We start from the raw sequence: 23,445 nt of genomic DNA on the forward strand, positions 1-23,445 counted from the left end.
TAGATCACAGATATTTGGGGGTAACCATTAAGGCTCCTCGCGAGTCTAAGTGGGCGATGCCGAGAACGTCTTGGGGGACGTTCATGGAATGTCTTGGGGGACGTTCCAGGCAAGCGTTGGCCGGGGCACGTGCCCGGGGAGCTTTGAGCGGCCCTCCCGTGCGTACGTACCCCGGCAGACCGCACGAGGAGCTTCTGCTGCCCAGCAGACGCCCGGCCGGATCCCGTGGGGGGAATCCGCTCGGGGATATGGGAAGCGCCCCGTCGCCGACCCGTGGGGGGATCGGCAGCGGGGCGCTTTCCGCGCCTGCTCGGCTTGTTCGCCTGCCGGCTCGCTCGTCCGGGGACACCCCGGCGAGCCCCTGAGGGGCAGCGGAGACCGAGCAACAGATTCTCGGCGAAAGGTCCTCGTCCGGGGCGCAGCCCACCGGACCGGGCCGGGCCCGGTCCGGGAAGGCCGGCCGTTGAGCGACCGGTCTTCGCGCGCCCTCGGCGCGCCTAGCGGGCTTCGACGGGGACGAAGTCGCGCAGGACCTCGCCGGTGTAGATCTGACGCGGACGGCCGATGCGGGAGCCGGGCTCCTTGATCATCTCGTGCCACTGGGCGATCCAGCCCGGCAGCCGCCCGAGGGCGAAGAGCACGGTGAACATCTCCGTCGGGAAGCCCATCGCGCGGTAGATCAGACCCGTGTAGAAGTCCACGTTCGGGTAGAGGTTGCGCGAGACGAAGTACTCGTCGGAGAGCGCGTGCTCCTCCAGCTTCAGGGCGATGTCCAGCAGCTCGTCGGACTTGCCGAGGGCCGAGAGGACGTCGTGCGCCGCCGCCTTGATGATCTTCGCCCGGGGGTCGAAGCTCTTGTAGACGCGGTGGCCGAAGCCCATCAGGCGGACGCCGTCCTCCTTGTTCTTCACCTTGCGGATGAAGGAGTCCACGTCGCCGCCGTTGGCCTGGATGCCCTCGAGCATCTCCAGGACGGACTGGTTGGCGCCACCGTGCAGGGGGCCCCACAGGGCGCTGATGCCGGCGGAGATCGAGGCGAACATGTTCGCCTGCGAGGAGCCGACGAGGCGCACCGTCGAGGTGGAACAGTTCTGCTCGTGGTCCGCGTGCAGGATCAGCAGCTTGTCGAGCGCGGAGACCACGACCGGGTCCAGCTCGTATTCCTGGGCGGGGACCGAGAAGGTCATGCGCAGGAAGTTCTCGACGTACCCGAGGTCGTTGCGCGGGTAGACGAACGGGTGGCCGATCGACTTCTTGTACGCGTAGGCCGCGATCGTCGGCAGCTTGGCCAGCAGCCGGATCGTGGACAGGTGGCGCTGCTTCTCGTCGAACGGGTTGTGGCTGTCCTGGTAGAACGTCGACAGCGCGCTGACCACGGAGGAGAGCATGGCCATCGGGTGCGCGTCACGCGGGAAGCCGTCGAAAAACCGCTTGACGTCCTCGTGCAGCAGGGTGTGCTGCGTGATCTCGCCCTTGAACCCCGCGAGCTGGTCGACCGTGGGGAGCTCACCGTTGATCAGCAGGTACGCCACCTCGAGGAAGGTGGAGCGCTCGGCCAGCTGCTCGATCGGGTAGCCGCGGTAGCGCAGAATGCCCTGCTCGCCGTCGAGGTAGGTGATCGCGGATTTGTAGGCGGCGGTATTGCCGTATCCACTGTCCAGGGTCACCAGACCGGTCTGGGCTCGGAGCTTCCCGATGTCGAAGCCCTTGTCACCGACGGTGCTCTCGACCACCGGGTAGGTGTATTCACCGTCCGCGTACCGCAGTACTACAGAGTTGTCGCTCACGTCATCCCTCACCGACGTAGTGCCTCTACTTCGAGGTGCCCTGACTGTCTCTACCATCCCCCATTTGGCTCAGGAGAGTGCACTCGGGGTCGACCATTGGGCCCATCGGCGGCACTCAGTGCCGCCAACCTGCTCATCTTGCCCCCTTCGCCCTGGTTCTGAAAGCCGGGACGGGAAGGCGTGGTATTTCCCACCCTTTCCGGCACCTTCCCTCAGGGCGGGCCCACCGAACCGCCGCCGGGCCGCTCAGGCGGTCGGCGGCCCGCCAGCCAGCCGGTGGTCCAGTGCGGTGAAGCGCCTGCCTGCGGAAACCGTGCGCACGGCCTGCCCTATCGCCTTCCGGGAGCCGACCAGCACGACGAGCTTCTTGGCGCGGGTGACGGCCGTGTACAGCAGGTTCCGCTGGAGCATCATCCAGGCGCCGGTGGTGACCGGGATCACGACGGCCGGATACTCGCTGCCCTGCGAGCGATGGATCGTGACCGCGTAGGCGTGGGCCAGTTCGTCCAGCTCGTCGAAGTCGTACGGCACCTCCTCGTCCTCGTCCGTGAGCACCGTCAGGCGCTGGTCGTCGGCGTTGAGCGAGGTGACGACGCCGACGGTCCCGTTGAAGACGCCGTTGCGCCCCTTTTCATAGTTGTTGCGGATCTGGGTCACCTTGTCGCCCACGCGGAACACCCGCCCGCCGAACCGCTTCTCCGGCAGATCGGGCCGGGCCGGGGTGATGGCCTGCTGCAACAGTCCGTTGAGCGTGCCCGCGCCGGCCGGACCGCGGTGCATCGGCGCGAGGACCTGCACATCGCGCCGCGGGTCCAGTCCGAACTTCGCCGGAATCCGCCGTGCCGCCACGTCCACGGTCAGCCTGCCCGCGTCCTCCGTCTCCTCAGCCACGAAGAGGAAGAAGTCCGTCATCCCCGAGGTGACCGGCTGCATCCCGGAGTTGATCCGGTGGGCGTTGGTGACGACGCCGGACTGCTGGGCCTGCCGGAAGATGCGCGTCAGCCGCACGCTGGGCACGGGCCCGCCGTCCGCCAGCAGGTCGCGCAGCACTTCGCCCGCGCCGACGCTCGGCAACTGGTCCACATCCCCCACCAGCAGCAGATGCGCCCCCATCGCCACGGCTTTGATGAGCTTGTTGGCGAGCAGCAGGTCGAGCATCGACGCCTCGTCGACGACCACGAGGTCCGCGTCGAGCGGCCGGTCCCGGTCGTACGCCGCGTCCCCGCCCGGCTTGAGCTCCAGCAGCCGGTGCACCGTCGACGCCTCGGCCCCGGTCAGCTCGGCGAGCCGCTTGGCGGCCCGGCCGGTGGGCGCCGCCAGCATGACCTTCGCCTTCTTGGCGCGGGCGAGCTCGACGATCGAGCGCACGGTGAACGACTTGCCGCAGCCCGGCCCTCCGGTCAGCACCGCGACCCTGCTGGTCAGCGCCAGCTTGACCGCGGCCTCCTGCTCGGGTGCCAGGGCGGCGCCCGTGCGCTGCGCGAGCCAGGCCAGCGCCTTGTCCCAGTCGACATCGCGGAACGCCGGCATGCGGTCCTCGTCCGCCCGGAGCAGCCTGCGCAGCTGACCGGCCAGGGACACCTCGGCGCGGTGGAAGGGCACCAGATACACGGCCGTGACCGGCTCACCGCCGTCGGGACCGGGCACCTGCTCCCGTACGACCCCTTCCTCGTCGGCCGCGAGCTCCGCGAGGCACTCGATGACCAGGCCGGTGTCGACCTGGAGGAGCTTCACCGCGTCCGCGATCAGCTGCTCCTCGGGCAGGAAGCAGTGCCCCTGATCGGTCGACTGGGACAACGCGTACTGCAGGCCGGCCTTCACGCGCTCGGGACTGTCGTGCGGTATGCCGACCGCCTGTGCGATCTTGTCGGCGGTCAGGAAGCCGATGCCCCACACATCGGCCGCCAGCCGGTACGGCTGGTTCTTCACGACCGAGATCGAGGCGTCCTCGTACTTCTTGTAGATGCGCACGGCGATGGACGTGGAGACGCCGACGCCCTGGAGGAAGACCATGACCTCCTTGATGGCCTTCTGCTCCTCCCAGGCGGCCCCGATCAGCTTCGTCCGCTTCGGGCCGAGACCGGGCACCTCGATGAGCCGCTTCGGCTCCTGCTCGATGACGTCCAGCGTGTCCACACCGAAGTGGTCGACGATCCGCTCCGCGATGCGCGGCCCGATCCCCTTGATCAGTCCGGAGCCGAGGTAGCGCCGTATGCCCTGGACGGTGGCGGGCAGCACGGTGGTGTAGTTCTCCACGGTGAACTGCTTGCCGTACTGCGGGTGGGAGCCCCAACGCCCCTCCATCCGCAGCGACTCGCCGACCTGCGCGCCGAGGAGCGACCCGACGACGGTGAGCAGCTCACCGGCGCCCCGGCCGGTGTCGACCCGGGCGACCGTGTAGCCGTTCTCCTCGTTGGCGTACGTGATCCGCTCGAGAACGCCTTCGAGGACGGCGAGGCGGGGCATGACCTGTTGGGACATGCTCCGACGGTATCGCCGGGGTCGGACAGCGCGGGAGGCCTGTGGACAACTGTGCGGGGTCTCCCCCGGGACCGCCCTCAGAACACCTCCGACACAAACCTCCTCGCCGTCTCCCCCAACACCTCCGCCCCGTCCCGCGCCCACAGCCCGTCGTTGAACAGCTCCACCTCGATGTGGCCCGTCCAGCCCGTCGCCTCCACGCGCTCGCGCCACTCGCGCAGGTCGATCACGCCGTCGCCCAGTTGGCCACGGCCGTTGAGGACGCCCGCCGGGAGAGGGGTCGTCCAGTCCGCCAGCTGGAAGGAGTGGATGCGGCCCTGTGCGCCCGCGCGGGCGATCTCGGCGGGCGCCCGGTCGTCCCACCAGATGTGGTACGTGTCCACGACCACGCCCACCTGCGACGCCGGGAAGCGTTCCGCGAGGTCCAGGGCCTGGGTCAGGGTCGAGACCACACAGCGGTCCGCCGCGTACATCGGGTGGAGCGGCTCGATCGCCAGGCGAACGCCGCGTTCGCCGGCGTAGGGGGCCAGAACCGAGAGCGCGTCCGCGATCCGTTCGCGCGCCGCGACCAGGTCGCGGCTGGCCGGCGGAAGGCCGCCCGAGACCAGGACCAGGGTGTCCGTGCCCAGGGCGGCCGCCTCGTCGATCGCCGCGCGGTTGTCGTCCAGCGCGCGAGTGCGTTCGGCCGGGTCCACAGCGGTCAGGAAGCCCCCGCGGCACAGGGACGTGACGGCCAGACCCGCGTCGCGCACCAGCTTCGCCGTCGCCTCCAGACCGTGCGCCGCGACCGGTTCGCGCCACAGGCCGACGGCGGGGACGCCCAGGCGGGTGCAGGCCCCGACGAGCGAGGGCAGCGTCAGCTGCTTCACCGTCATCTGGTTGACGCTGAAGTGCGAGAGGGCGTTCACTGCGGGACTCCGTACACCGTCAGCAGGGACTTCATGCGGGACTCGGCCAGCGCCGGGTCGGGGAACAGGCCGAGACCGTCGGCCAGTTCGTACGCGCGTGCCAGGTGCGGCAGCGAGCGCGCGGACTGCAGACCTCCGACCATCGAGAAGTGCGTCTGGTGGCCGGACAGCCAGGCGAGGAACACGACGCCCGTCTTGTAGAAGCGTGTCGGGGCCTGGAACAGGTGACGGGACAGCTCGACCGTCGGGTCGAGGAGTGTGCGGAAGCCCGCGGTGTCACCTGTGTCCAGCACCCGCACCGCCTCGGCCGCCAGCGGGCCCAGCGGGTCGAAGACGCCGAGCAGCGCGTGGCTGAAGCCGTGTGCGTCGCCCGCGATCAGTTCGGGGTAGTGGAAGTCGTCGCCCGTGTAGCAGCGCACGCCCTGCGGCAGGCGGCGGCGCAGGTCGACCTCGCGCCGGGCGTCCAGCAGCGAGACCTTGATGCCGTCGACCTTGTCGGGGTGTGCGGCGATCACGTCGAGGAAGACGGACGTGGCCACGTCCAGGTCCGCGGATCCCCAGTAGCCCTCCAGCGCCGGGTCGAACATGGGGCCCAGCCAGTGCAGGATCACCGGCTCCGACGCCTGGCGCAGCAGGTGGGCGCAGACGTCCACGTAGTCGTCCGGCGAGGATGCGGCGGCCGCGAGGGCGCGAGACGCCATCAGGATCGCCTGTGCGCCGGTCGACTCGACGAGAGCGAGCTGCTCCTCGTACGCGGCGCGGACGTCGTCGAGCGTCGCCGGTCCGGTCAGCTGGTCCGTGCCCACACCGCACGCGATCGTGCCGCCGACCGCCTTCGCCTCCGCCGCCGAACGGCGGATCAGCTCCGCGGCGCCCGGCCAGTCCAGGCCCATTCCGCGCTGCGCGGTGTCCATCGCCTCCGCGACGCCCAGGCCGTGCGACCACAGGTGGCGGCGGAAGGCGAGGGTGGCGTCCCAGTCGACGGCGGCGGCAGAGTCGGGGGTGGTGTCGGCGTACGGGTCGGCCACCACGTGGGCGGCGGAGAAGACCGTACGGGAGGTGAGGGGCGCGCCCGTGGTGAAGGTCAGCGGCTCCGTGCGGGGTTCGTAGGCGCGGGCCGTGCCGTCGGGGCGCGGGAGTCGGATCGTCACAGCGACAGCTCCGGGACGTCCAGGCGGCGGCCCTCGGCGTGGCTGCGCAGGCCGAGCTCGGCGAGCTGCACGCCCCGCGCTCCGGCCAGCAGGTCCCAGTGGTACGGCTCGTCCAGCACGACATGGCGCAGGAACAGCTCCCACTGGGCCTTGAAGCCGTTGTCGAACTCGGCGTTGTCGGGGATCTCCTGCCATTGGCCGCGGAAGGACTCGGTGACGGGCAGGTCCGGGTTCCACACCGGCTTCGGCGTGGCGGAACGGTGCTGGACGCGGCAGTTGCGCAGGCCCGCGACGGCCGATCCGTGGGTGCCGTCGACCTGGAACTCGACCAGTTCGTCCCGGTTGACGCGGACCGCCCAGGAGGAGTTGATCTGGGCGATCGCGCCGCTCTCCAGCCCGAAGATGCCGTACGCGGCGTCGTCGGCGGTCGCCTCGTACGGCTTGCCGTCCTCGTCCCAGCGCCGCGGGATGTGCGTGGCGACCTGCGCGGTGACGGAGGTGACCCGGCCGAACAGCTCGTGCAGCACGTACTCCCAGTGCGGGAACATGTCGACGACGATGCCGCCGCCGTCCTCCGCGCGGTAGTTCCAGCTCGGGCGCTGGGCCTCCTGCCAGTCGCCCTCGAAGACCCAGTAGCCGAACTCGCCGCGCACGGAGAGGATCTCGCCGAAGAAGCCGCCGTCGATCAGACGCTTCAGCTTCAGCAGGCCCGGCAGGAAGATCTTGTCCTGGACCACGCCGTGCTTCACGCCCGCGGCAGCGGCGAGACGTGCCAGTTCCAGGGCCCCCGTGAGGTCGGTGGCGGTGGGCTTCTCGGTGTAGAGGTGCTTGCCGGCGGCGACGGCCTTCTGCAGCGCCTCGACGCGGGCGGAGGTGACCTGGGCGTCGAAGTAGACGTCGATCGTGTCGTCGGCGAGCACGGCGTCGAGGTCGGTGGAGACCTCCGTCAGTCCGTGCCGCTCGGCGATGGCGCGCAGCGCGTGCTCGCGGCGGCCGACGAGGACCGGCTCGGGCCACAGGAAGGTGCCGTCGCCGAGGTCGAGACCGCCCTGTTCGCGGATCGCGAGGAGGGAACGCACCAGGTGCTGGCGGTAGCCCATTCGCCCGGTGACGCCGTTCACGGCGATCCGCACTGTCCTGCGTGTCACGTAGGTACCTCCATGTTCCCCTCGGTTTTCCCGAGATCCCCGATATGAGCGTAGCAAGCGCTTTCTACGCGGTATGAAGCTAGCCTGCCGACAGCGGCCCGGACAAGGGGGGCCGGTCCATCTCCTGCGGAGGAAGCGATGACAGTCACCCTGGCGGATGTGGCGGCGCGCGCCCGGGTGTCCCCGGCGACCGTCTCCCGCGTGTTGAACGGCAACTACCCGGTCGCGGCATCGACGCGGGAACGGGTCCTGCGCGCGGTCGACGAACTGGACTACGTGCTGAACGGCCCCGCGAGCTCGCTCGCCGCCGCGACCTCCGACCTGGTCGGCATCCTGGTCAACGACATCGCCGACCCCTTCTTCGGGATCATGGCCGGAGCGGCCCAGACCGAGATCGGCGGACAGGAGGGCTCGGGGCGGGCCGGCGGCGAGAAGCTGGCCGTGGTGTGCAACACCGGCGGCTCCCCGGAGCGGGAACTGACCTACCTGACCCTCCTCCAGCGCCAGCGGGCCGCGGCGGTGGTCCTGACCGGCGGGGCGATCGAGGACACCGAGCACATCGCGGCGATGAGCGCCAAGCTGACGAAGCTGGCTGACGCCGGGACGCGCGTGGTGCTCTGCGGGCGGCCCCCGCTGCCCGGGAGCGACGCGGTCCTCGCGGCCCTCGCCTTCGACAACCGCGGCGGCGGGCGGCGCCTCACCGAGCACCTGATCTCGCTGGGGCACCGGCGGATCGGATACGTCGCCGGGCCCGAGGAGCGCACGACGACCCGGCACCGGCTGGAGGGACACCGTGCGGCGATGGCCGCGGCGGGGCTGGCCGGCGAGGAGGCCGAAGGGGACCGGCTGACGGTGCACGGACCGTACGACCGGCGCTCGGGATACGAGGCCACGCTCGAACTGCTGCGGCGAGAGCCCGGGTTGACCGCCGTGGTGGCCGCGAACGACACGGTGGCGCTGGGCGCCTGCGCGGCGCTGCGCGACCAGGGCCTGCGCATCCCCGACGACATCTCGGTGGCCGGTTTCGACGACCTGCCGTTCTCGATCGACGCGGTGCCGGCGCTGACGACGGTGCGGCTGCCGCTGTTCGAGGCGGGGGCGCGGGCGGGGCGGCTGGCGATGGGGAACGAGGCGCCGCCGCCGGGAGGCATCGCGACGATCGCGGCGGAACTGATGGTGCGCGCGTCGACGGCCCGCCCCGGCGAGGGGCCGGGGCGGGCGGCGGGCGAGGACTGACGGCGTCGGGGCCGGCGGCGGGCGCCCAGCGTGCCCCACACCGTTCGGGGCACACGGCTGAGCATGGGCCCTGGGAGCAGGACTCACGCCCACTCAGTCTTCAGGAACGGTGCCCGGACATGGTGTCGTGGACGAACGACGTGCTGCACGCCGCCCGCCGGATGTACCAGCGGACGGGCTTCGCACTCGTCGCGGAGCAAACGCATCGCTCGTACGGGGCGGAGCTGGTCGGCAAGGACTGGCGGCTGCCCCTGCACGAACCGCCCCTGCAGGAAGGACCGACCCCATGAAGTTCGCCTTCTCGACCCTCGGCGTTCCCGGCATGCCCGTCGCGGATGTGGCCGCGCTCGCCGCCGCGACCGGATACCAGGGTGTGGAGCTGCGCACACACCCCGAGGAGCCGGTGCACCTGGACCTCACCACTCCCGAACGGCAGGCGGTGGTGCAGGAGTTCGGGCAGGCGGGCGTCGAGATCCTGACCGTCGCCGGGTACGCGCGGATCGCGGCGGCCGGTGACGACGGCCCCGTCCTGCGGGAGCTGGACCAATTGGTTCGCCTGGCCGGCGACCTGGGGGCCGCGTTCGTCCGGGTGTTCCCCGGCGGCGGCGACCAGGACCCGTCGGAGGCGGACGCGATCGCGGCGCGGCGGCTGGGCACGGCCGCAGAGACCGCGGCGAGCGCGGGTGTGCGGATCCTGCTGGAGACGCACGACTCGCACCGCACGGGCGCCGATGTCTCGCGCGTCCTCGGCACGGTCGGCCACAAGCACGCGGGCGCGCTGTGGGACGTGCTGCACCCCTGGCTCGGCGGCGAGGATCCCCGCACGACGCACGCCGGGCTGAGCCCGTTCCTCGGCTACCTCCAGGTCAAGGACGTGGCCTCGCGCGATGATCTGACGCCGCTCCCGCTCGGCGCCGGCCTGCTTCCGCTCGCCGAGTGCCTGTCCTTGGCGGATCCGGACGGCTGGGTCTGCTGGGAGTACGAGAAGCGCTGGTACGAGGGGGCGGCCGAGCTGCCGGGGCTGCTCGCGGCGGGCCGGGAACATCTGCGGGGCCTGATCTGAGGGGGACGGTTCGGCCGGGGCCGAAGGGACGAGCGCCCAGCATGTGGGGACGGCGTCCCATCGAAGGAACGAGGTCCCATGTACGAGAAGGAACTGGCCGAGCGCTTCCGCCGGATCAACGGCGACCATCCGATGACGCCCGCGGACGACGCGTATGTCACGGTCCAGTTCGCGGTGCTGGAGGAGTTGTGCGCGACCGAGGGCTGCGATCCCGGCGCCGTACGGCTGAGGATGCTCGCGGGGCTGCTGCCGCTGCCCGGCTACCTGCGCTCCGACGGCGCGGAGATGGTCCCCAGGGACCTGTTCGCACTGACGGAGCGGGCCGGAGGGGCTGAGCGGCTGGAGGAGTGGTTCACGGCGCACTGGGAGGACGGGGAGACGGGACGGCGGGAGTGGGAGGCGTATCTGAGCGGGCAGTACGTGTGCCTGCACGAGGTGAGTCCCGCCACGATCCGGCGCAAGGAGCACCTGACGGCGGCCATCACGGCGGCCCCGTCCGCGCCGGACGCGGGCTCGGCCGCATGGACGGCCCGGCTGCACGCGCTCATCGACGAGCTGGACGCCCTGGAGCCGGCGTTCACGGGCTACGACCGCCTGCGCTTCGGCGGCCCCACCTCCCGTGACGTGTGCGTCGACGCGATGCGGGCGCGCTACCCGCGTCCCGTGTCGGCCGTCGCCACGGGAGCGTGAGCCAGGGCTCTCCGGGTCGGAGGTGAGGGCCTCCCGCCACCTCCCGCCACTTGGAGGTGCCGACCGTCCCGCCGTACTGCCGCACGAGGGACTGGCGGACGGACAGGGCGCACCGCGGACCCGGCTGACGTACTCGGCGTTCAGGAGGGACGGCCGGCGGCGACCGGCTCCGACGCCGCCTGCGGGCTCGCCTGCCCGCCTGTCGGGCGGGCCGGCAGCGACGTCAGGGCCACACCGCCCACGAGCAGCGCGGCCGCGCACCAGCGGAGCGGGCTGACCGGCTCGTCGAGGAACAGGGCCGCCGACGACATGCCGAACACCGGCACCAGCAGGGAGAACGGCGCGACCGAGGAGGCCGGGTGGTGGCGCATCAGGTAGCCCCATGCGCCGAAGCCGAAGATCGTGGTGATCCAGGCGACGTAGACCACCACGCCGGCGCCCGTCCAGTCCAGGGATCGCAGGGCCGCCATGTCGCGGTCCACGCCTTCCACGAGCAGGGAGAGCCCGAGCAGCGGGAGGATCGGGACGACGCTCACCCACACCATGAAGTTCAGGGCGTCGGGCGGGGACGCCTTGCGGGTCATGACGTTGGAGACGCCCCAGCAGGCCGCCGCGGCGATGCAGAGCAGGAAGCCGAGCAGCGGGCCCGAGGTCCCTTCGTCGACCGCCGCGACCGCGATGCCGCCGAGGGCGACGGCCATGCCGACGACCCGCACGGGTCCCGGCCGTTCCCCCAGGGCCACGAAGGCGAACAGGGCCGTGAAGACCGCCTGCACCTGCAGGATCAGGGACGACAGGCCGGCCGGCGATCCCTGGTCCATGCCCGTGAAGAGCAGGCCGAACTTGGCCACCCCCAGGACCAGTCCGACCCCGACGATCCACTTCCAGGCGACCTTGGGGCGGCCGACGAAGAAGACCGCGGGCAGGGCCGCCGCGAGGAAGCGCAGGGCGGAGAAGAGGAGCGGCGGGAAGTGGTCGAGGCCGATCTCGATGACGACGAAGTTGACGCCCCAGACGGCGGCGACCAGGGCGGCCAGGGCGATGTGAGCGGGTGGCATGACGCGAGTGGGGCGCATGGCATCGAGCATCACCGCCGGGGACCGTGCAGGACCAGCGCAGATTTCTTCATGGTTGGATGAAGCACTGCTTACGAAAGGATGCGCTGTGCTCGATCTCGGCCGCCTGCGCGCCCTGCACGCCGTCTCCGTCCACGGCACGGTCGGCGCCGCCGCCGCAGCGCTCGGCTACACCCCCTCCGCCGTCTCCCAGCAGATCGCCAAACTGGAGCGGGAGACCCGTACGACGCTGCTGGAGCGGCAGGGCCGCGGCGTGCGGCTGACCGACGAGGCACAGCAACTCGCCGCGACGGCACAGCGGTTGATGGCCATCGTCGAGGAGGCCGAGGTGCGTCTCGAGGAGCGGCGCGGCGTGCCGTCCGGGCGGCTGGCCCTCGCGTGTTTCGCCAGCGCGGCGCGCGGCCTGATGCCCCTCGTACTCGCCGATCTCGCCCGCCGCCACCCCGCCCTGGACGCCCGGCTCCAGGAGATCGATCCGCACCTGTCGATCGACCTCGTCGCCCGCGGGGCGATCGACCTGGCCGTGGCGCACGACTGGGACATCGCCCCGATGCCGGCGCCGCCCGGCGTGGAGCAGGCGGTGATCGGCGACGACCTGTGCGACGTGCTCGTTCCGGCTGATCACCCGATGGCCGCCGAGAAGTCCGTCCGCCGCGAGGACCTGGGCGGCGAACGATGGATCACGCAGCCGCCGGGAACGGTCTGTCACGACTGGCTCATGCGCACTCTCCGTGCGGCGGGCCACGAGCCGTTGATAGCGCACCAGGCCGAGGAGTACCACACGCAGGTGGCCCTGGTCTGCGCCGGACTCGGCATCGCGCTGGTCCCCCGGCTGGGCCGCGGGCCGCTGCCGCCTCAGGTCACGGTCGTCGGACTGGATCCGGCGCCGAGCCGGCGTCTGCGCGCGCTGTGGCGTGCGGGTGCGGCGAGGCGTCCCGCGATCAGGGAGACGGTGCGCACGGTGCAGCGGCTGTGGCCGAAGGTCGCCGCCCCGGTGTGAGCAGCCGGCCCGGCGGCGTGAGCCGGACGATCCGCCGCCGGCGGTGCAGCCGCGACGGGAGGCACCGTTCGTGCCGGTTCTGCGCGGGGCCTTGACCTGGCAGTTACTTTCCGGATATCCGTGGCACCTTGGAAGTTTCCTTCAACCCCCTTGTGCAACTCGCCTGTGCAACTCCCTTGTGCAACTCCCTTGTCGAGCAAGGCCGGAAGGAGCACCAGTGCACGACCGGAACCTCTCCAGACGCACCCTTCTCACCGCGACCGCGGTCGCCGCAGGGGCGGTCGCGACGGCGTCACCCGCCGCCGCGACGTCCGCCGCCCCCGGCACCCGAGACCGCCTCAAGCGCCTCATCTCCCGGATGAGCCTGGAGGAGAAGGTCGGCCAGCTCTTCGTGATGCGCGTCTACGGGCACTCCGCCACCGCGCCCGATCAGGCCGATGTCGACGCGAACCTCAAGGAGATCGGCGTCCGCACGGCGGCCGAGCTCGTCGCCCGGTACCACGTCGGCGGCATCATCTACTTCGCCTGGGCGCACAACACCCGCGACCCGCACCAGATCGCTGACCTGTCGAACGGGATCCAGCGGGCCGGACTCGCCCAGCCCACGCCCGTGCCGCTGCTGATCTCCACCGACCAGGAGCACGGCATCGTCGCCCGCGTCGGCAAGCCGGCCACGCTGATGCCGGGCGCGATGGCGCTGGGGGCCGGTGGTTCGCGGTCCGCCGCCCGTACCGCCGCGCACATCGCCGGCACCGAGCTCGCCGCCATGGGCATCACGCAGAACTACGCGCCCGACGCCGACGTGAACGTGAACCCGGCCAACCCGGTCATCGGGGTGCGGTCCTTCGGCGCCGACCCGGCCGCCGTCGCCCGGATGGCCGCCGCCCAGGTGACGGGCTACCAGGCAGCGGGGATCGCCGCGACGGCCAAGCACTTCCCGGGCCACGGGGACACCACCGTGGACAGCCACACCGGCATCCCGGTCATCACCCACACCCGTGAGGAGTGGGAGCGGATCGACGCACCGCCCTTCCGGGCGGCGATCGACGCCGGGATCGACTCGATCATGACGGCGCACATCCAGTTCCCCGCCCTGGACCCGAGCAACGACCCGGCCACGCTCTCCCGTCCGATCCTCACCGGCATCCTGCGCGAGGAGCTCGGCTACGACGGCGTCGTCGTGACGGACGCGCTCAACATGCAGGGCGTGCGGGAGAAGTACGGCGACCACCGGGTGCCGGTGCTCGCTCTGCTCGCCGGTGTGGACCAGCTGCTCAACCCGCCGGACCTGGCGGTCGCCTGGCACGGCGTGATGGGTGCGGTCCGGAGCGGCGAGCTCAGCGTCGCCCGCATCGAGGAATCGATCCTGCGGATTCTGCTCCTCAAGGAGAAGCTCGGGCTGTTTCGCGACCCGTTCGTCACCCGCCGGGGCGTGGACCTCGCCGTCGGCACGGCCCCGCACCTGGCGGCCGCCGACCGGATCGCCGAGGGCACCACCACCCTGCTGACCAACCCGGAGGGGCTGCTGCCGCTCAGCCGCCGCAGCCGGCCGAACCTGCTGGTCGTCGGCGCCGACCCGGCCTCCCCCAGCGGCACGACGGGCCCGCCGACGTCCGTACTGGCGAACGCCTTCACCGAGCTGGGCTTCCGGGCGAGCGCCCTGTCCACGGGCACGGCACCCAGCAGCGCAAAGATCGCCGAGGCGGTGGCCGCCGCCCAGGGCAAGGACGTCGTCGTCGTGGGCACCTACAACGTCTCGGCGACCAGTTCGCAGCGGACGCTGGTGGACCGGCTGGTCGCCACGGGGGTGCCGGTCGTCGCGCTCGCGATCCGCAATCCGTACGACATCGCCCGGCTCAGCGGGGTGAAGGCGGCGCTCGCGAGCTACTCGTGGACCGACGTCGAACTCCGCGCCGCCGCCCGGGTCGTCGCGGGCGCGGCCGAACCGCAGGGCCGGCTGCCGGTCCCGGTGCAGCGCGCCGACGACCCGTCGCAGGTGCTGTTCCCGATCGGCCACGGGCTGTCGTACAGCTGACGCGCGAAGGGGCTGTGTCCGCCGTACCGCGGACACAGCCCCTCCGGTCGCACAGGGGTCACGGACGCAGGGTGCGCTCCGTGTCCCGCTTGTCGAGCTTGGCGTCCGCCTTGGCGAGCGGCCTGGCCTTCGTCGGGTCCTCCTGGACGGCGGCCGGGGCGACGCCCGCCCATGTCAGGATCGTGGCGGTGGCCTTCGCCTTCTCGTCGGCGGCGAGACGGGCGACGCTGGCGCCGTGGTTGGCGCCCGGCGCCGTGTAGACGTAGCTGTCGCGCGCGCCCGCACCGAGACGGAACGGTTCAGCACTCCACGGGTCGTTCTGGCCGTTGACGAACATCATCCGGGTGGCGTTGTGGCGCACCCAGGTGTCGATGTCCCTCATGACCCACGGCTTGAACCGCATCGGGATGTCACGCGGCACGAAGTTCCGCGGCGGCTGGTAGCCGTAGCGGCTCAGGCCGTCGAGGTGCGGCTGCCTGATGTCGGGGGAGCCGAGTTCGGTGCCCGCCTGGTAGTAGTACGGCGTGTAGGTCGAAAGACCCTGGTCCGCGTAGGCGGAGAAGCCCGAGATCGCGTCGATGCTGTCCCAGATCTCCTGGTCCGAGGCGGTGGCCGCGGCCGGGATGGTGTCGCAGTCCGCGAGCAGGCTGTACTGCCAGAACGCCCACACGTAGTCGAGGACGACGGCCTCGAAAGCGCGGTCCAGGCCGCCGACGGTGTCGAACGTGAGCTTGTTGTCCGCCGCGTACTTCTCGTACACGGCCTCCAGCGGTTCACGGCGCACGAGGGCCTCGCGCTGCACCGCGTTCAGCCTGTCGCGGCACTCCTTGGTGCCGACGTTCTCGAAGAAGCGGTCGTAGGCGCTGTCCTCGTTGTTGACGACGTCGTTGGGCGCGACGTAGGCGACGACACCGTCCATGTCGCGCGGGTAGTGGCGCTCGTAGTACGTGGCGGTCATGCCGCCCTTGGAGCCGCCGGTGGACAGCCACTTCTTGGTGTAGATCTTCTTCAGCTCGGCGAAGACCCGGTGCTGGTCGCTGGCGGCCTGCCAGATGTTCAGCGTGGACCAGTCCGCAGGAGCGGGCCGCGACGGCGTGAAGAAGCGGTACTCCAGGGAGACCTGGTTGCCGTCGATGATGGTCGTCGGCTCACTGCGGCGCGGCGTGGTGGACACGTTGTAGCCGGAGGTGAAGAAGACGGTGGGGCGGTCGGTGTCCTTGTGCAGCAGGGTGATCCGCTGCTTGAAGGTGCCCTTGTCCGGGTGCCGGTGGTCGACCGGCTGTGTGTAGTTGAGGACGAAGAACCGGTAACCCGGGTACGGCTTCTCCTCGATGAGACTCATGCCCGGAATCGCCAGGATCCGGTCCTTGATGTCCGTGCCGGCCGTCGGCTCGGCGGCGGTCGCCGCACCGGCCGTCGCTCCGGCCGCGCTCACGGTGCCTATGAGCACCACCAGCGACAGCAGCCATCTGAGCGCCTTGCGCATTCACCCTCCCCTGAAGATCTCCCCTTGAGATCAAACGGTCGCGGTGAACCTAGCGGTGCCAACACCGGCCCCGCCACCCCAAGTTGGCCATGGTGTGGCCGGGCGAGGAGTGCTCAGCACAGGATCCAGCCGGTCGAGCGGGAGGTGCCGGAGACGGCACCGGTGGCCTTCACGCAGCGGCCGCGCGCCGGCACGGTGACCGGCCCGGCCTGGCGCCTGAAGTTTCCGCTGTCGGTCTCCGCGTGGTCGCCGCGCACCTGGAGGGAGACGGACATGGGCCGCCTGGGGCCGGGGTTCCTGGCGAGGGTGACGGCGCAGACCTGCTGCCTGTTCTGGTAGACCCTCAGCTCACCGGTGGCGAAGGAGAGGGACTTCGCCAGACGTCCGGCGCACGGCGCCGCCGCCTCGGCGCTCTGGAGGCCCGGGCCCGCCAGCGCCATGGCGGACGCGGCCGTCAGCACGGCGAGCACCCGGGCCAGTAGCCGGGCCGCCCGCCGCGCGTGCTTGTTCCCGTTCCCCACCCGATCGGCCACGTCCGCTCCCCCCTGCCACTGCTCCGTACATGCGTACGACGCACGTACGGCGGGATTGGTTGCGAGGCGTCCGCGCGGGCAGCCGATCCGACGCCGCGCGGACTACCGGGTGCGGGCCGCGCGGTGGCGCATCGCGACGCCGAGGCCGGCGCGCGCGGCCACCGCCGCTGCCACGCCGATGGCGACGGCGGCGACGGCGACGGGCCCAACCGGAGCCGGTGGAGGCCGGGTTGCCGCCGCTCGTGGCTGATGCGGTGCTGTCGCCCGTGGAGGATCCGCCCGCGCCGCCGGAGCCGCCCGACGCCGAACCGCCGCCCGACCCGGAGCCGCCCGACGCCGAACCGCCGCCCGACCCGGAGCCGCCCGACGCCGAACCGCCGCCTGCACCGGAGCCGCCGGATCCGCCCGTGGACGAGCCGACACCCGAAGGTGACAGGCAGCTCGAAGCCGCTGCCGGGGCTTCACCCCCTCGACGGGCGCGATCGGTCCCCGGACGAGTCCCGCCCACCCGTCACACGGTCGCGGGCTCGTCCTCCCCTATGAAGGTGCGCCACAGAGCGGCGTAGTGGCCGCCGCGCGCGAGGAGTTCGTCGTGCGTGCCGTCCTCGGCGACCCGCCCGTGGTCCATCACCACGACCCGGTCGGCGCGGGCCGCGGTGGTGAGCCGGTGCGCGACCACCAGCGTGGTGCGGCGGCCGGTCAGCCGGTCGGTGGCCTGGTTGACCTGTGCCTCGGTCGCCAGGTCCAGCGCCGCGGTCGCCTCGTCGAGCAGCAGCACATCGGGGTCGACCAGTTCGGCGCGGGCGAGGGCGATCAGCTGGCGCTGTCCGGCCGACAGATTGCGTCCCCGCTCGGAGACCTCGTGCAGGTAGCCGCCGTCGAGAGTGGCGATCATGTCGTGCGCGCCGACGGCCCGGGCCGCGGCCTCCACCTCGGCGTCGCTCGCGCCGGGCCGGCCGTAGGCGATGGCGTCGCGGACCGTGCCGGAGAAGAGGTACGCCTCCTGGGGGACGACGCCGAGCCGGTGCCGGTAGGCGGTCAGGTCCAGCTCACGCAGGTCGTGGGCGCCCCCGGGACCCTCGCCCCCGTCGTCGCGGGAGGAGTCGTCGAGAGTGACCGTGATCCGGCCGTCGGTCGGGTCGTAGAACCGGGCCACCAGCTTGACCAGCGTGGACTTGCCCGCACCGGTCTCTCCGACGAACGCGACGGTCTGCCCGGCCGGGATGCGCAGGTCGATGCCGGTCAGCGCGTCCTCCTCGTCCCCGCCGGAACCGTAGGCGAACGACACGTTCTCGAAGGCGATGTCGCCGCGCAGCCTGCGCACCTGACGCGGCTGTTCCGCGGCGGCCGTCGACGCCGGCTCCCGCAGCAGCTCCTGCACCCGGCCCAGCGACACGGCGGCCTGCTGGTAGCCGTCGAAGACCTGCGAGAGCTGCTGTACGGGCGCGAAGAAGAGGTCGATGTACAGGAGGTAGGCGACGAGCGCTCCCGTGGTGAGCGTCCCGGCCTCCACGCGTCCCGCGCCGACGATCAGAACGGCCGCGGCCGCCACCGACGACAGCAGCTGGACGAAGGGGAAGTAGACGGAGATCAGCCACTGGCCGCGGACACGGGCCTCGCGGTAGCTGTCGCTGCGCGCCGTGAAGTCGGCCAGGCCGTCGCGCTCGCGCCGGAACGCCTGCACGATCCGCAGCCCGGAGACGGACTCCTGGAGATCGGCGTTGACGACGCTGATGCGCTCACGGGCGAGCTCGTAGGCCTTCACGCTCTTCCTGCGGAAGAAGTACGTGCCGACGATCAGGACGGGCAGGGTGGCGAACACGACGAGCGCCAGCTGCACGTCGATGACGACGAGCGCGACCATGATGCCGAAGAAGGTGACCACCGAGACGAACGCGGTGACCAGCCCCGTCTGCAGGAACGTGGACAGGGCGTCCACGTCCGTCGTCATCCGGGTCATGATCCGGCCGGTGAGCTCCCGCTCGTAGTAGTCGAGGCCGAGCCGCTGGAGCTGGGCGAAGATCTTCAGACGCAGGGCGTACAGGACCCGCTCGCCGGTGCGTCCCGTCATGCGGATCTCACCGGTCTGGGCGGCCCACTGCACGACGACGGTGCCGAGCGCCAGGAGGGACGCCATCCACACCGCGCCGAGCGCGAGCTGTTCGACGCCCTCGTCGATGCCGTGCCGGATCAGCACGGGCAGGAGCAGGCCCATGCCCGCGTCGACGGCGACGAGCAGCAGGCTGACCAGCAGGGGCAGGCCGAAGCCGTGCAGCAGCGCGCGGAGCCGGCCGCCCTCCCCCGCGCGGGCGCCGGCCGGTTCGGCCCGTACGGCCTCGGCCTCGTCGATGTCGGGGGTGTCCGTGGCCGGGGGAAGCGCCTCGACCTGGGCGAGCAGTTCGGGAGTGGCGCTCGCGTCCTCCTTGGCCTCCCTGGCCTCGTCGGCTCGTTCGTCGCGTACCCACAGCCGCCGGGTGATGCCGCGCTCGGCGTCGAACTCCGCGTCCAGTTCGTCCCGTACGGTGCGGTCCTCGTCCGGCTCGGGCGCGGGCTGCGGGAACACGTGGCCGGGCGAGACGCCGCCGAGCTCGTCCGGGTCGGTCAGCAGCCTGCGGTAGAGCGCGGAGCGCTCCTGGAGCTCCTCGTGCGTGCCGATGTCGGCGAGCCGGCCGCCGTCCAGGACGGCGATCCGGTCGGCGAGGCCCAGGGTGGAGCGGCGGTGGGCGATGAGCAGGGTCGTCCGGCCCGCCATGACCTGCCGCAGCGCCTCGTGGATCTCGTGCTCCACGCGGGCGTCGACGGCGGAGGTGGCGTCGTCCAGGAGGAGCAGGCGCGGGTCGGTGAGGATGGCGCGGGCCAGCGCGATGCGCTGGCGCTGGCCGCCCGAGAGGGTCAGTCCGTGCTCGCCCACCTTGGTGTCGTAGCCGTCGGGCAGCTCGGCGATGAACCGGTCGGCCTGGGCGGCGCGGGCGGCCCGGTCGATCTCGTCCTGAGTCGCGTCCGGCTTCCCGTACGCGATGTTCGCGCGGACGGTGTCGGAGAACAGGAAGCTGTCCTCGGGCACGATTCCGATGGCGGCCCGCAGCGAGTCGAAGGTCAGCTCGCGCACGTCGTGGCCGCCGACGAGGACGGCGCCGCGGGTGACGTCGTAGAAGCGCGGCAGCAGGAGCGACACGGTGGACTTGCCGCTGCCGGACGCGCCGACGACCGCGACGGTCTCGCCGGGCCGGATCTCCAGCGAGAAACCGTCCAGGACCGGCCTGCCGTCCGCGTACGCGAAGCTCACGTCGTCGAACTCGACGCTCGCCTCGGCGTCCGCCGGCAGCTCCTTCGTGCCCTCGTCCAGCGACGGCCGGGTGTCGATGAGCTCCAGCACCCGCTCCACACCGGCCCGTGCCTGCTGGCCGACGGTGAGCACCATGGCCAGCATCCGGACCGGTCCGACGAGCTGCGCGAGGTACGTCGAGAAGGCGACGAACGTGCCGAGCGTGATCTCGCCCTTCGTCGCCAGCCAGCCGCCGAGCGCGAGCATGGCCACCTGGCCGAGCGCGGGGACGGCCTGCAGCGCGGGCGTGTACCGCGCGTTGAGCCGGATGGTCCGCAGCCGGCCCGCGAACAGCCTCCGGCTCGCCTCGCGCAGCTTCCCGGTCTCCTGCTCCTCCTGTCCGAACCCCTTGACGACCCGCACGCCCGACACCGCCCCGTCGACGACTCCGGCGACGGCCCCGGCCTGGCTCTGTGCGTACCAAGTGGCCGGGTGGAGCCGGGAGCGGCTGCGCTTGGCGATGATCCACAGGGCGGGGGCGACGGCGAGGGCGATCAGCGTGAGCGGCAGCGACAGCCACGCCATGACGGCCAGGGAGATCGCGAACAGCAGGAAGTTGCCGATGGTCATCGGCAGCATGAAGAGCAGGCCCTGGATGAGCTGGAGGTCACTGGTCGCCCGTCCGACGACCTGGCCGGTCGACAGCTCGTCCTGGCGCCGGCCGTCGAGCCGGGTGATCGTGCCGAACATCTCGGTGCGCAGGTCGTGCTGGACGTCGAGCGCGAGCCGGCCGCCGTAGTACCGGCGGATGTAGGTGAGGACGTACACCGCGACGGCCGCGGCGATCAGCAGGCCGGTCCACATGGTGAGCGAGCGGGTCTTCGCTCCGATGACGTCGTCGATGACGACCTTGGTGATGAGCGGTACGAGCGCCATGACGGCCATGCCGCCGAGCGAGGACCCGAGCGCGAGCACCACGTTGCGCCGGTAACGCCAGGCGTAACCGGCCAGACGCCGCGCCCAGCCGTCCTCTTTTCGAGCCGCCGCAGCCACCTGGGCCTCCCCGTCCGCATCCTCGGATCCCGCTGATCCCGTCGACCTGATCTTCCGGAAGGCACCAACGCGGACCGGAACGGATTTCATCCCTCCGCAACAAATCCCCGCCCCTGGTCCCAGGACCGGCTGGATGGTCCTAGGACCCGTCGGACGGCGCTGGGACCAGGCGGATGGTGCTGGGACCCGTCGGACGGTGCTGGGACCCGTCGGACGGTGGTGGGACCGGCCGAACGGCCGGCGCATCTCGGCGACGGCCCTGCGCGGCGGTGGACCCGAGGGACCCCGCCGCGCCTGCCGGAGGGACTGGGACCGCGGGCAGGCGCCGGTTCGCCGGACGCGGGCACGGGTAGTCACTGACGGCGCCCGGCGGGCAGCCGGGGCTGTGACGAGGGAGGGGACATGCCCGACGCTCCACCGAGCACCGGTCATCTCTGCGGTCAGCTGTACGCGACCCTCCGGGCGCTGGAGGCTCTCGCCGCCGCCCACCGGAAGCTGGAGGATCTGCGACCGAACGACAAGGTGCGGACCAGTCCGCTGAAGTGGCTGCCGGGCATGCTGGGCGAGGCGGGTGGCCACCTGGTCCGGGCCCGGCGGCGGGGCCCCGCGCACGGCGCGGCGGCCGACGAGCTGTTCCGGGCCATACCCGACTGCCTGCCGCCCAGGGGAAACCTTCCCGGCTCCCTCTCGCACGGGGAGCCGGACCGGTTCGACGAGGGCTACCGTCTGCGGATGGCCGAGTACACCGCCGCTCACAGCGCACTGCTGGCGTGATCGGGGTGCGCCTCAGGCGTCCCGCCGCACCAGCCGCCGGCCGCCCGCCCACAGGGCCGCCGCCACCCACAGCACCAGGACGCCCGTGCCGGTCCAGGGACCCAGCGGGCCGTCCGGCTCCTGGAGGAGGATCTGCTGCCCGGCCCTGTCGGGCAGGAAGTCGACCCAGCCGCCGCCCTGGGACACGTCCCCGAGGACGAACGACAGCATCAGCAGGAACGGGATGAGGATGCCCATGACGGCCGGGGCACTGCGCAGCAGGGCGGCGAGCCCGGCGGCGAACAGCGTGATCAGCGCCAGATACAGCCCGCACCCCACGACGGCCCGCAGCGCCCCGGGTGCGCCGATGCCCACGCCGTGGTCACCGAGGAGCGCCTGGCCCAGCGCGAAGCAGGCCGCGCTCGTGGCCAGACCGACCGCGAGCGAGAGCAGCCCGACGACCGCGGTCTTGCCGGCCCAGAAGACGCCCCTGCGCGGCACGGCGGCCAGCGAGACGCGGACGGCTCCGCCGCGGTACTCGCCCGCGACGGCGATCGAGCCGAAGCAGATGGCGGCGATCTGACCGAAATTGAGACCGAAGAACGACGAGCGGACGGGATCGAACCCGGGCTCGGACAGTTCCTCGGCGCCGAGGGTCGCGCACATCAGCGCCGAGAACCCCACGGTCGCCGCGAACACGGCGGCGAGTGTGAGGCACTGGGAGCGCACGGAGCGGATCTTCAGCCACTCGGAGCGCAGGACGGGCAGCACGGCCGAGGCGGAGGGGATGGTCGGGGCGGGAACGACGGACATGGTTCATGCCTCCTGGACGGCCGGGGCGGGGCGGGTGGCGGTGTACTCGGCCTCGCCGGCGGTGAGCGCGAGATAGGCCTGCTCCAACGTGGCTTCCTCTCCGGCGAGTTCGAGGACGGGGACGCTCTCGCGCGCCATGAGCGGCCCGATGTCCTCCACGCGGGCGCCGTCGACGGTCCACCGGCCGTCCTCGCCCTCCACCGCCGTGAACCCCTCGCCCGCGAGGGCGGCGCGCAGCCGCGCGCCCTCGGTGGTGCGCAGCCGCACCCGCGGTGTCGTCCAGGTGTCGATGAACTCCCGCGTGCCGGTGTCGGCGAGCAGCCGGCCCCGGCCGAGGACGACGAGGTGGTCGGCGAACGAGGCCGTCTCGCCCATCAGATGACTGGAGACGAGGACGGCCCTGCCCTCGCGGGCCAGTTCCCGCATCAACTCGCGGATCCAGATGATGCCTTCGGGGTCGAGCCCGTTGGACGGCTCGTCGAGCATCAGGACAGCCGGGTCGCCCAGCAGCGCCGCCGCGATCCCGAGCCGCTGGCGCATGCCGAGCGAGTACGTCCTGATCCGCCGGTCCGCCGCGCTGGCGATCCCGGCCTGCTCCAGCACCTGCTCCACCCGCCGGGCCGGGATCCGGCCGGCGGCGGCGAGGACGCGCAGATGGTCGCGTGCGGTGCGGGACCCTGCCGCGGCCCGTGCGTCGAGCAGGGCGCCGACGTGCCGCAGCGGCTCGTCGAGCGCCGCGTAGGGGCGTCCGCCGACGGTCGCGGTGCCGGAGGTCGGCCGGTCCAGGCCGAGGACGAGCCGCATGGTGGTCGACTTCCCGGCGCCGTTCGGCCCGAGGAAGCCGGTGACCCGGCCGGGCCGCACGCCGAACGTCAGGCCGTCCACGGCGCGCGTCCTGCCGTACTCCTTGGTGAGGTTGGTGACGTCGATGCTGGTCATGGCTTCAGCCTGGCCGGGAAGAGGGGAG

General features: G+C 71.9%; 17 protein-coding genes and 1 pseudogene. 7 read left to right on the forward strand and 11 right to left on the reverse strand.

The genetic code is table 11. The features are described from left to right. Positions 1-497 precede the first annotated feature (497 nt). From AB0K02_RS02930 to AB0K02_RS02950, 5 genes are all read right to left on the reverse strand, one after another. Entirely contained in the window at positions 498-1,787 is a 1,290-nt protein-coding gene (locus AB0K02_RS02930; RefSeq protein WP_365990539.1) for a citrate synthase, read from the reverse strand. A gap of 246 nt (positions 1,788-2,033) precedes the next feature. Then, positions 2,034-4,253, reverse strand: coding sequence for an ATP-dependent RecD-like DNA helicase (locus AB0K02_RS02935; RefSeq protein WP_365990743.1), 2,220 nt, complete (start codon positions 4,251-4,253; stop codon positions 2,034-2,036). Between the two features lie 92 nt (positions 4,254-4,345). Continuing rightward, complete coding sequence (locus AB0K02_RS02940; protein ID WP_365990540.1) at positions 4,346-5,176, reverse strand: sugar phosphate isomerase/epimerase family protein; 831 nt, start codon at positions 5,174-5,176, stop codon at positions 4,346-4,348. Continuing rightward, positions 5,173-6,327 carry a dihydrodipicolinate synthase family protein gene (locus AB0K02_RS02945; protein WP_365990542.1) on the reverse strand — a complete coding sequence of 385 codons (1,155 nt, stop codon included), beginning with the start codon at positions 6,325-6,327 and terminating at the stop codon, positions 5,173-5,175. The genes AB0K02_RS02940 and AB0K02_RS02945 overlap by 4 nt, the downstream gene beginning before the upstream one ends. Next, positions 6,324-7,475 carry a Gfo/Idh/MocA family oxidoreductase gene (locus AB0K02_RS02950; RefSeq protein WP_365990543.1) on the reverse strand — a complete coding sequence of 384 codons (1,152 nt, stop codon included), beginning with the start codon at positions 7,473-7,475 and terminating at the stop codon, positions 6,324-6,326. The genes AB0K02_RS02945 and AB0K02_RS02950 overlap by 4 nt, the downstream gene beginning before the upstream one ends. Before the next feature lie 138 nt (positions 7,476-7,613). Between AB0K02_RS02950 and AB0K02_RS02955 the strand changes: the two genes are divergently transcribed. From AB0K02_RS02955 to AB0K02_RS02970, 4 genes and pseudogenes are all read left to right on the forward strand, one after another. Next, on the forward strand, positions 7,614-8,711 hold the full coding sequence (locus AB0K02_RS02955; protein ID WP_365990544.1) for a LacI family DNA-binding transcriptional regulator: 1,098 nt from the start codon (positions 7,614-7,616) through the stop codon (positions 8,709-8,711). Positions 8,712-8,827: 116 nt separating this feature from the next. Further along, positions 8,828-9,001, forward strand: a pseudogene (locus AB0K02_RS02960) (MarR family transcriptional regulator); the annotation flags it as partial. After that, on the forward strand, positions 8,998-9,774 hold the full coding sequence (locus AB0K02_RS02965; RefSeq protein WP_365990545.1) for a sugar phosphate isomerase/epimerase family protein: 777 nt from the start codon (positions 8,998-9,000) through the stop codon (positions 9,772-9,774). The pseudogene AB0K02_RS02960 and the gene AB0K02_RS02965, both read left to right, overlap by 4 nt. 78 nt (positions 9,775-9,852) lie before the next feature. Continuing rightward, positions 9,853-10,464, forward strand: coding sequence for a DUF6058 family natural product biosynthesis protein (locus AB0K02_RS02970; RefSeq protein ID WP_365990546.1), 612 nt, complete (start codon positions 9,853-9,855; stop codon positions 10,462-10,464). 140 nt (positions 10,465-10,604) lie between these two features. Here AB0K02_RS02970 and AB0K02_RS02975 read toward each other — a convergent pair whose 3' ends face one another. After that, positions 10,605-11,522: an EamA family transporter gene (locus AB0K02_RS02975; protein WP_365990547.1), complete on the reverse strand. Its 918-nt coding sequence runs from the start codon at positions 11,520-11,522 to the stop codon at positions 10,605-10,607. Between the two features lie 106 nt (positions 11,523-11,628). Between AB0K02_RS02975 and AB0K02_RS02980 the strand changes: the two genes are divergently transcribed. Next, entirely contained in the window at positions 11,629-12,540 is a 912-nt protein-coding gene (locus AB0K02_RS02980; RefSeq protein ID WP_365990548.1) for a LysR family transcriptional regulator, read from the forward strand. Positions 12,541-12,757: 217 nt separating this feature from the next. Further along, positions 12,758-14,575: a glycoside hydrolase family 3 N-terminal domain-containing protein gene (locus AB0K02_RS02985; RefSeq protein ID WP_365990549.1), complete on the forward strand. Its 1,818-nt coding sequence runs from the start codon at positions 12,758-12,760 to the stop codon at positions 14,573-14,575. Positions 14,576-14,633: 58 nt separating this feature from the next. Here the strand turns inward: AB0K02_RS02985 and AB0K02_RS02990 are convergent, their stop codons facing one another. The 3 genes from AB0K02_RS02990 to AB0K02_RS03000 form a co-directional block, all read right to left on the reverse strand. Further along, complete coding sequence (locus tag AB0K02_RS02990) at positions 14,634-16,061, reverse strand: S28 family serine protease (RefSeq protein WP_365990550.1); 1,428 nt, start codon at positions 16,059-16,061, stop codon at positions 14,634-14,636. Between the two features lie 113 nt (positions 16,062-16,174). Next, entirely contained in the window at positions 16,175-16,594 is a 420-nt protein-coding gene (locus AB0K02_RS02995; RefSeq protein ID WP_365990551.1) for a hypothetical protein, read from the reverse strand. 511 nt (positions 16,595-17,105) lie between these two features. Further along, positions 17,106-20,912, reverse strand: coding sequence for an ABC transporter ATP-binding protein (locus tag AB0K02_RS03000; protein WP_365990552.1), 3,807 nt, complete (start codon positions 20,910-20,912; stop codon positions 17,106-17,108). Positions 20,913-21,314: 402 nt separating this feature from the next. Between AB0K02_RS03000 and AB0K02_RS03005 the strand changes: the two genes are divergently transcribed. Continuing rightward, positions 21,315-21,686, forward strand: a complete 372-nt coding sequence (locus AB0K02_RS03005; protein WP_365990553.1) for a hypothetical protein — start codon at positions 21,315-21,317, stop codon at positions 21,684-21,686. Between the two features lie 12 nt (positions 21,687-21,698). Here AB0K02_RS03005 and AB0K02_RS03010 read toward each other — a convergent pair whose 3' ends face one another. Continuing rightward, positions 21,699-22,478 carry an ABC transporter permease gene (locus AB0K02_RS03010; protein WP_365990554.1) on the reverse strand — a complete coding sequence of 260 codons (780 nt, stop codon included), beginning with the start codon at positions 22,476-22,478 and terminating at the stop codon, positions 21,699-21,701. 3 nt (positions 22,479-22,481) lie between these two features. Continuing rightward, positions 22,482-23,417 (reverse strand): ATP-binding cassette domain-containing protein, encoded by a 936-nt coding sequence (locus AB0K02_RS03015; RefSeq protein WP_365990555.1) that lies wholly within the window; start codon positions 23,415-23,417, stop codon positions 22,482-22,484. Between the last annotated feature and the right edge of the window lie 28 nt (positions 23,418-23,445).

Origin of the sequence: Streptomyces sp. NPDC049597 (assembly GCF_040675505.1) — a bacterium.
Lineage (GTDB): Bacteria > Actinomycetota > Actinomycetes > Streptomycetales > Streptomycetaceae > Streptomyces.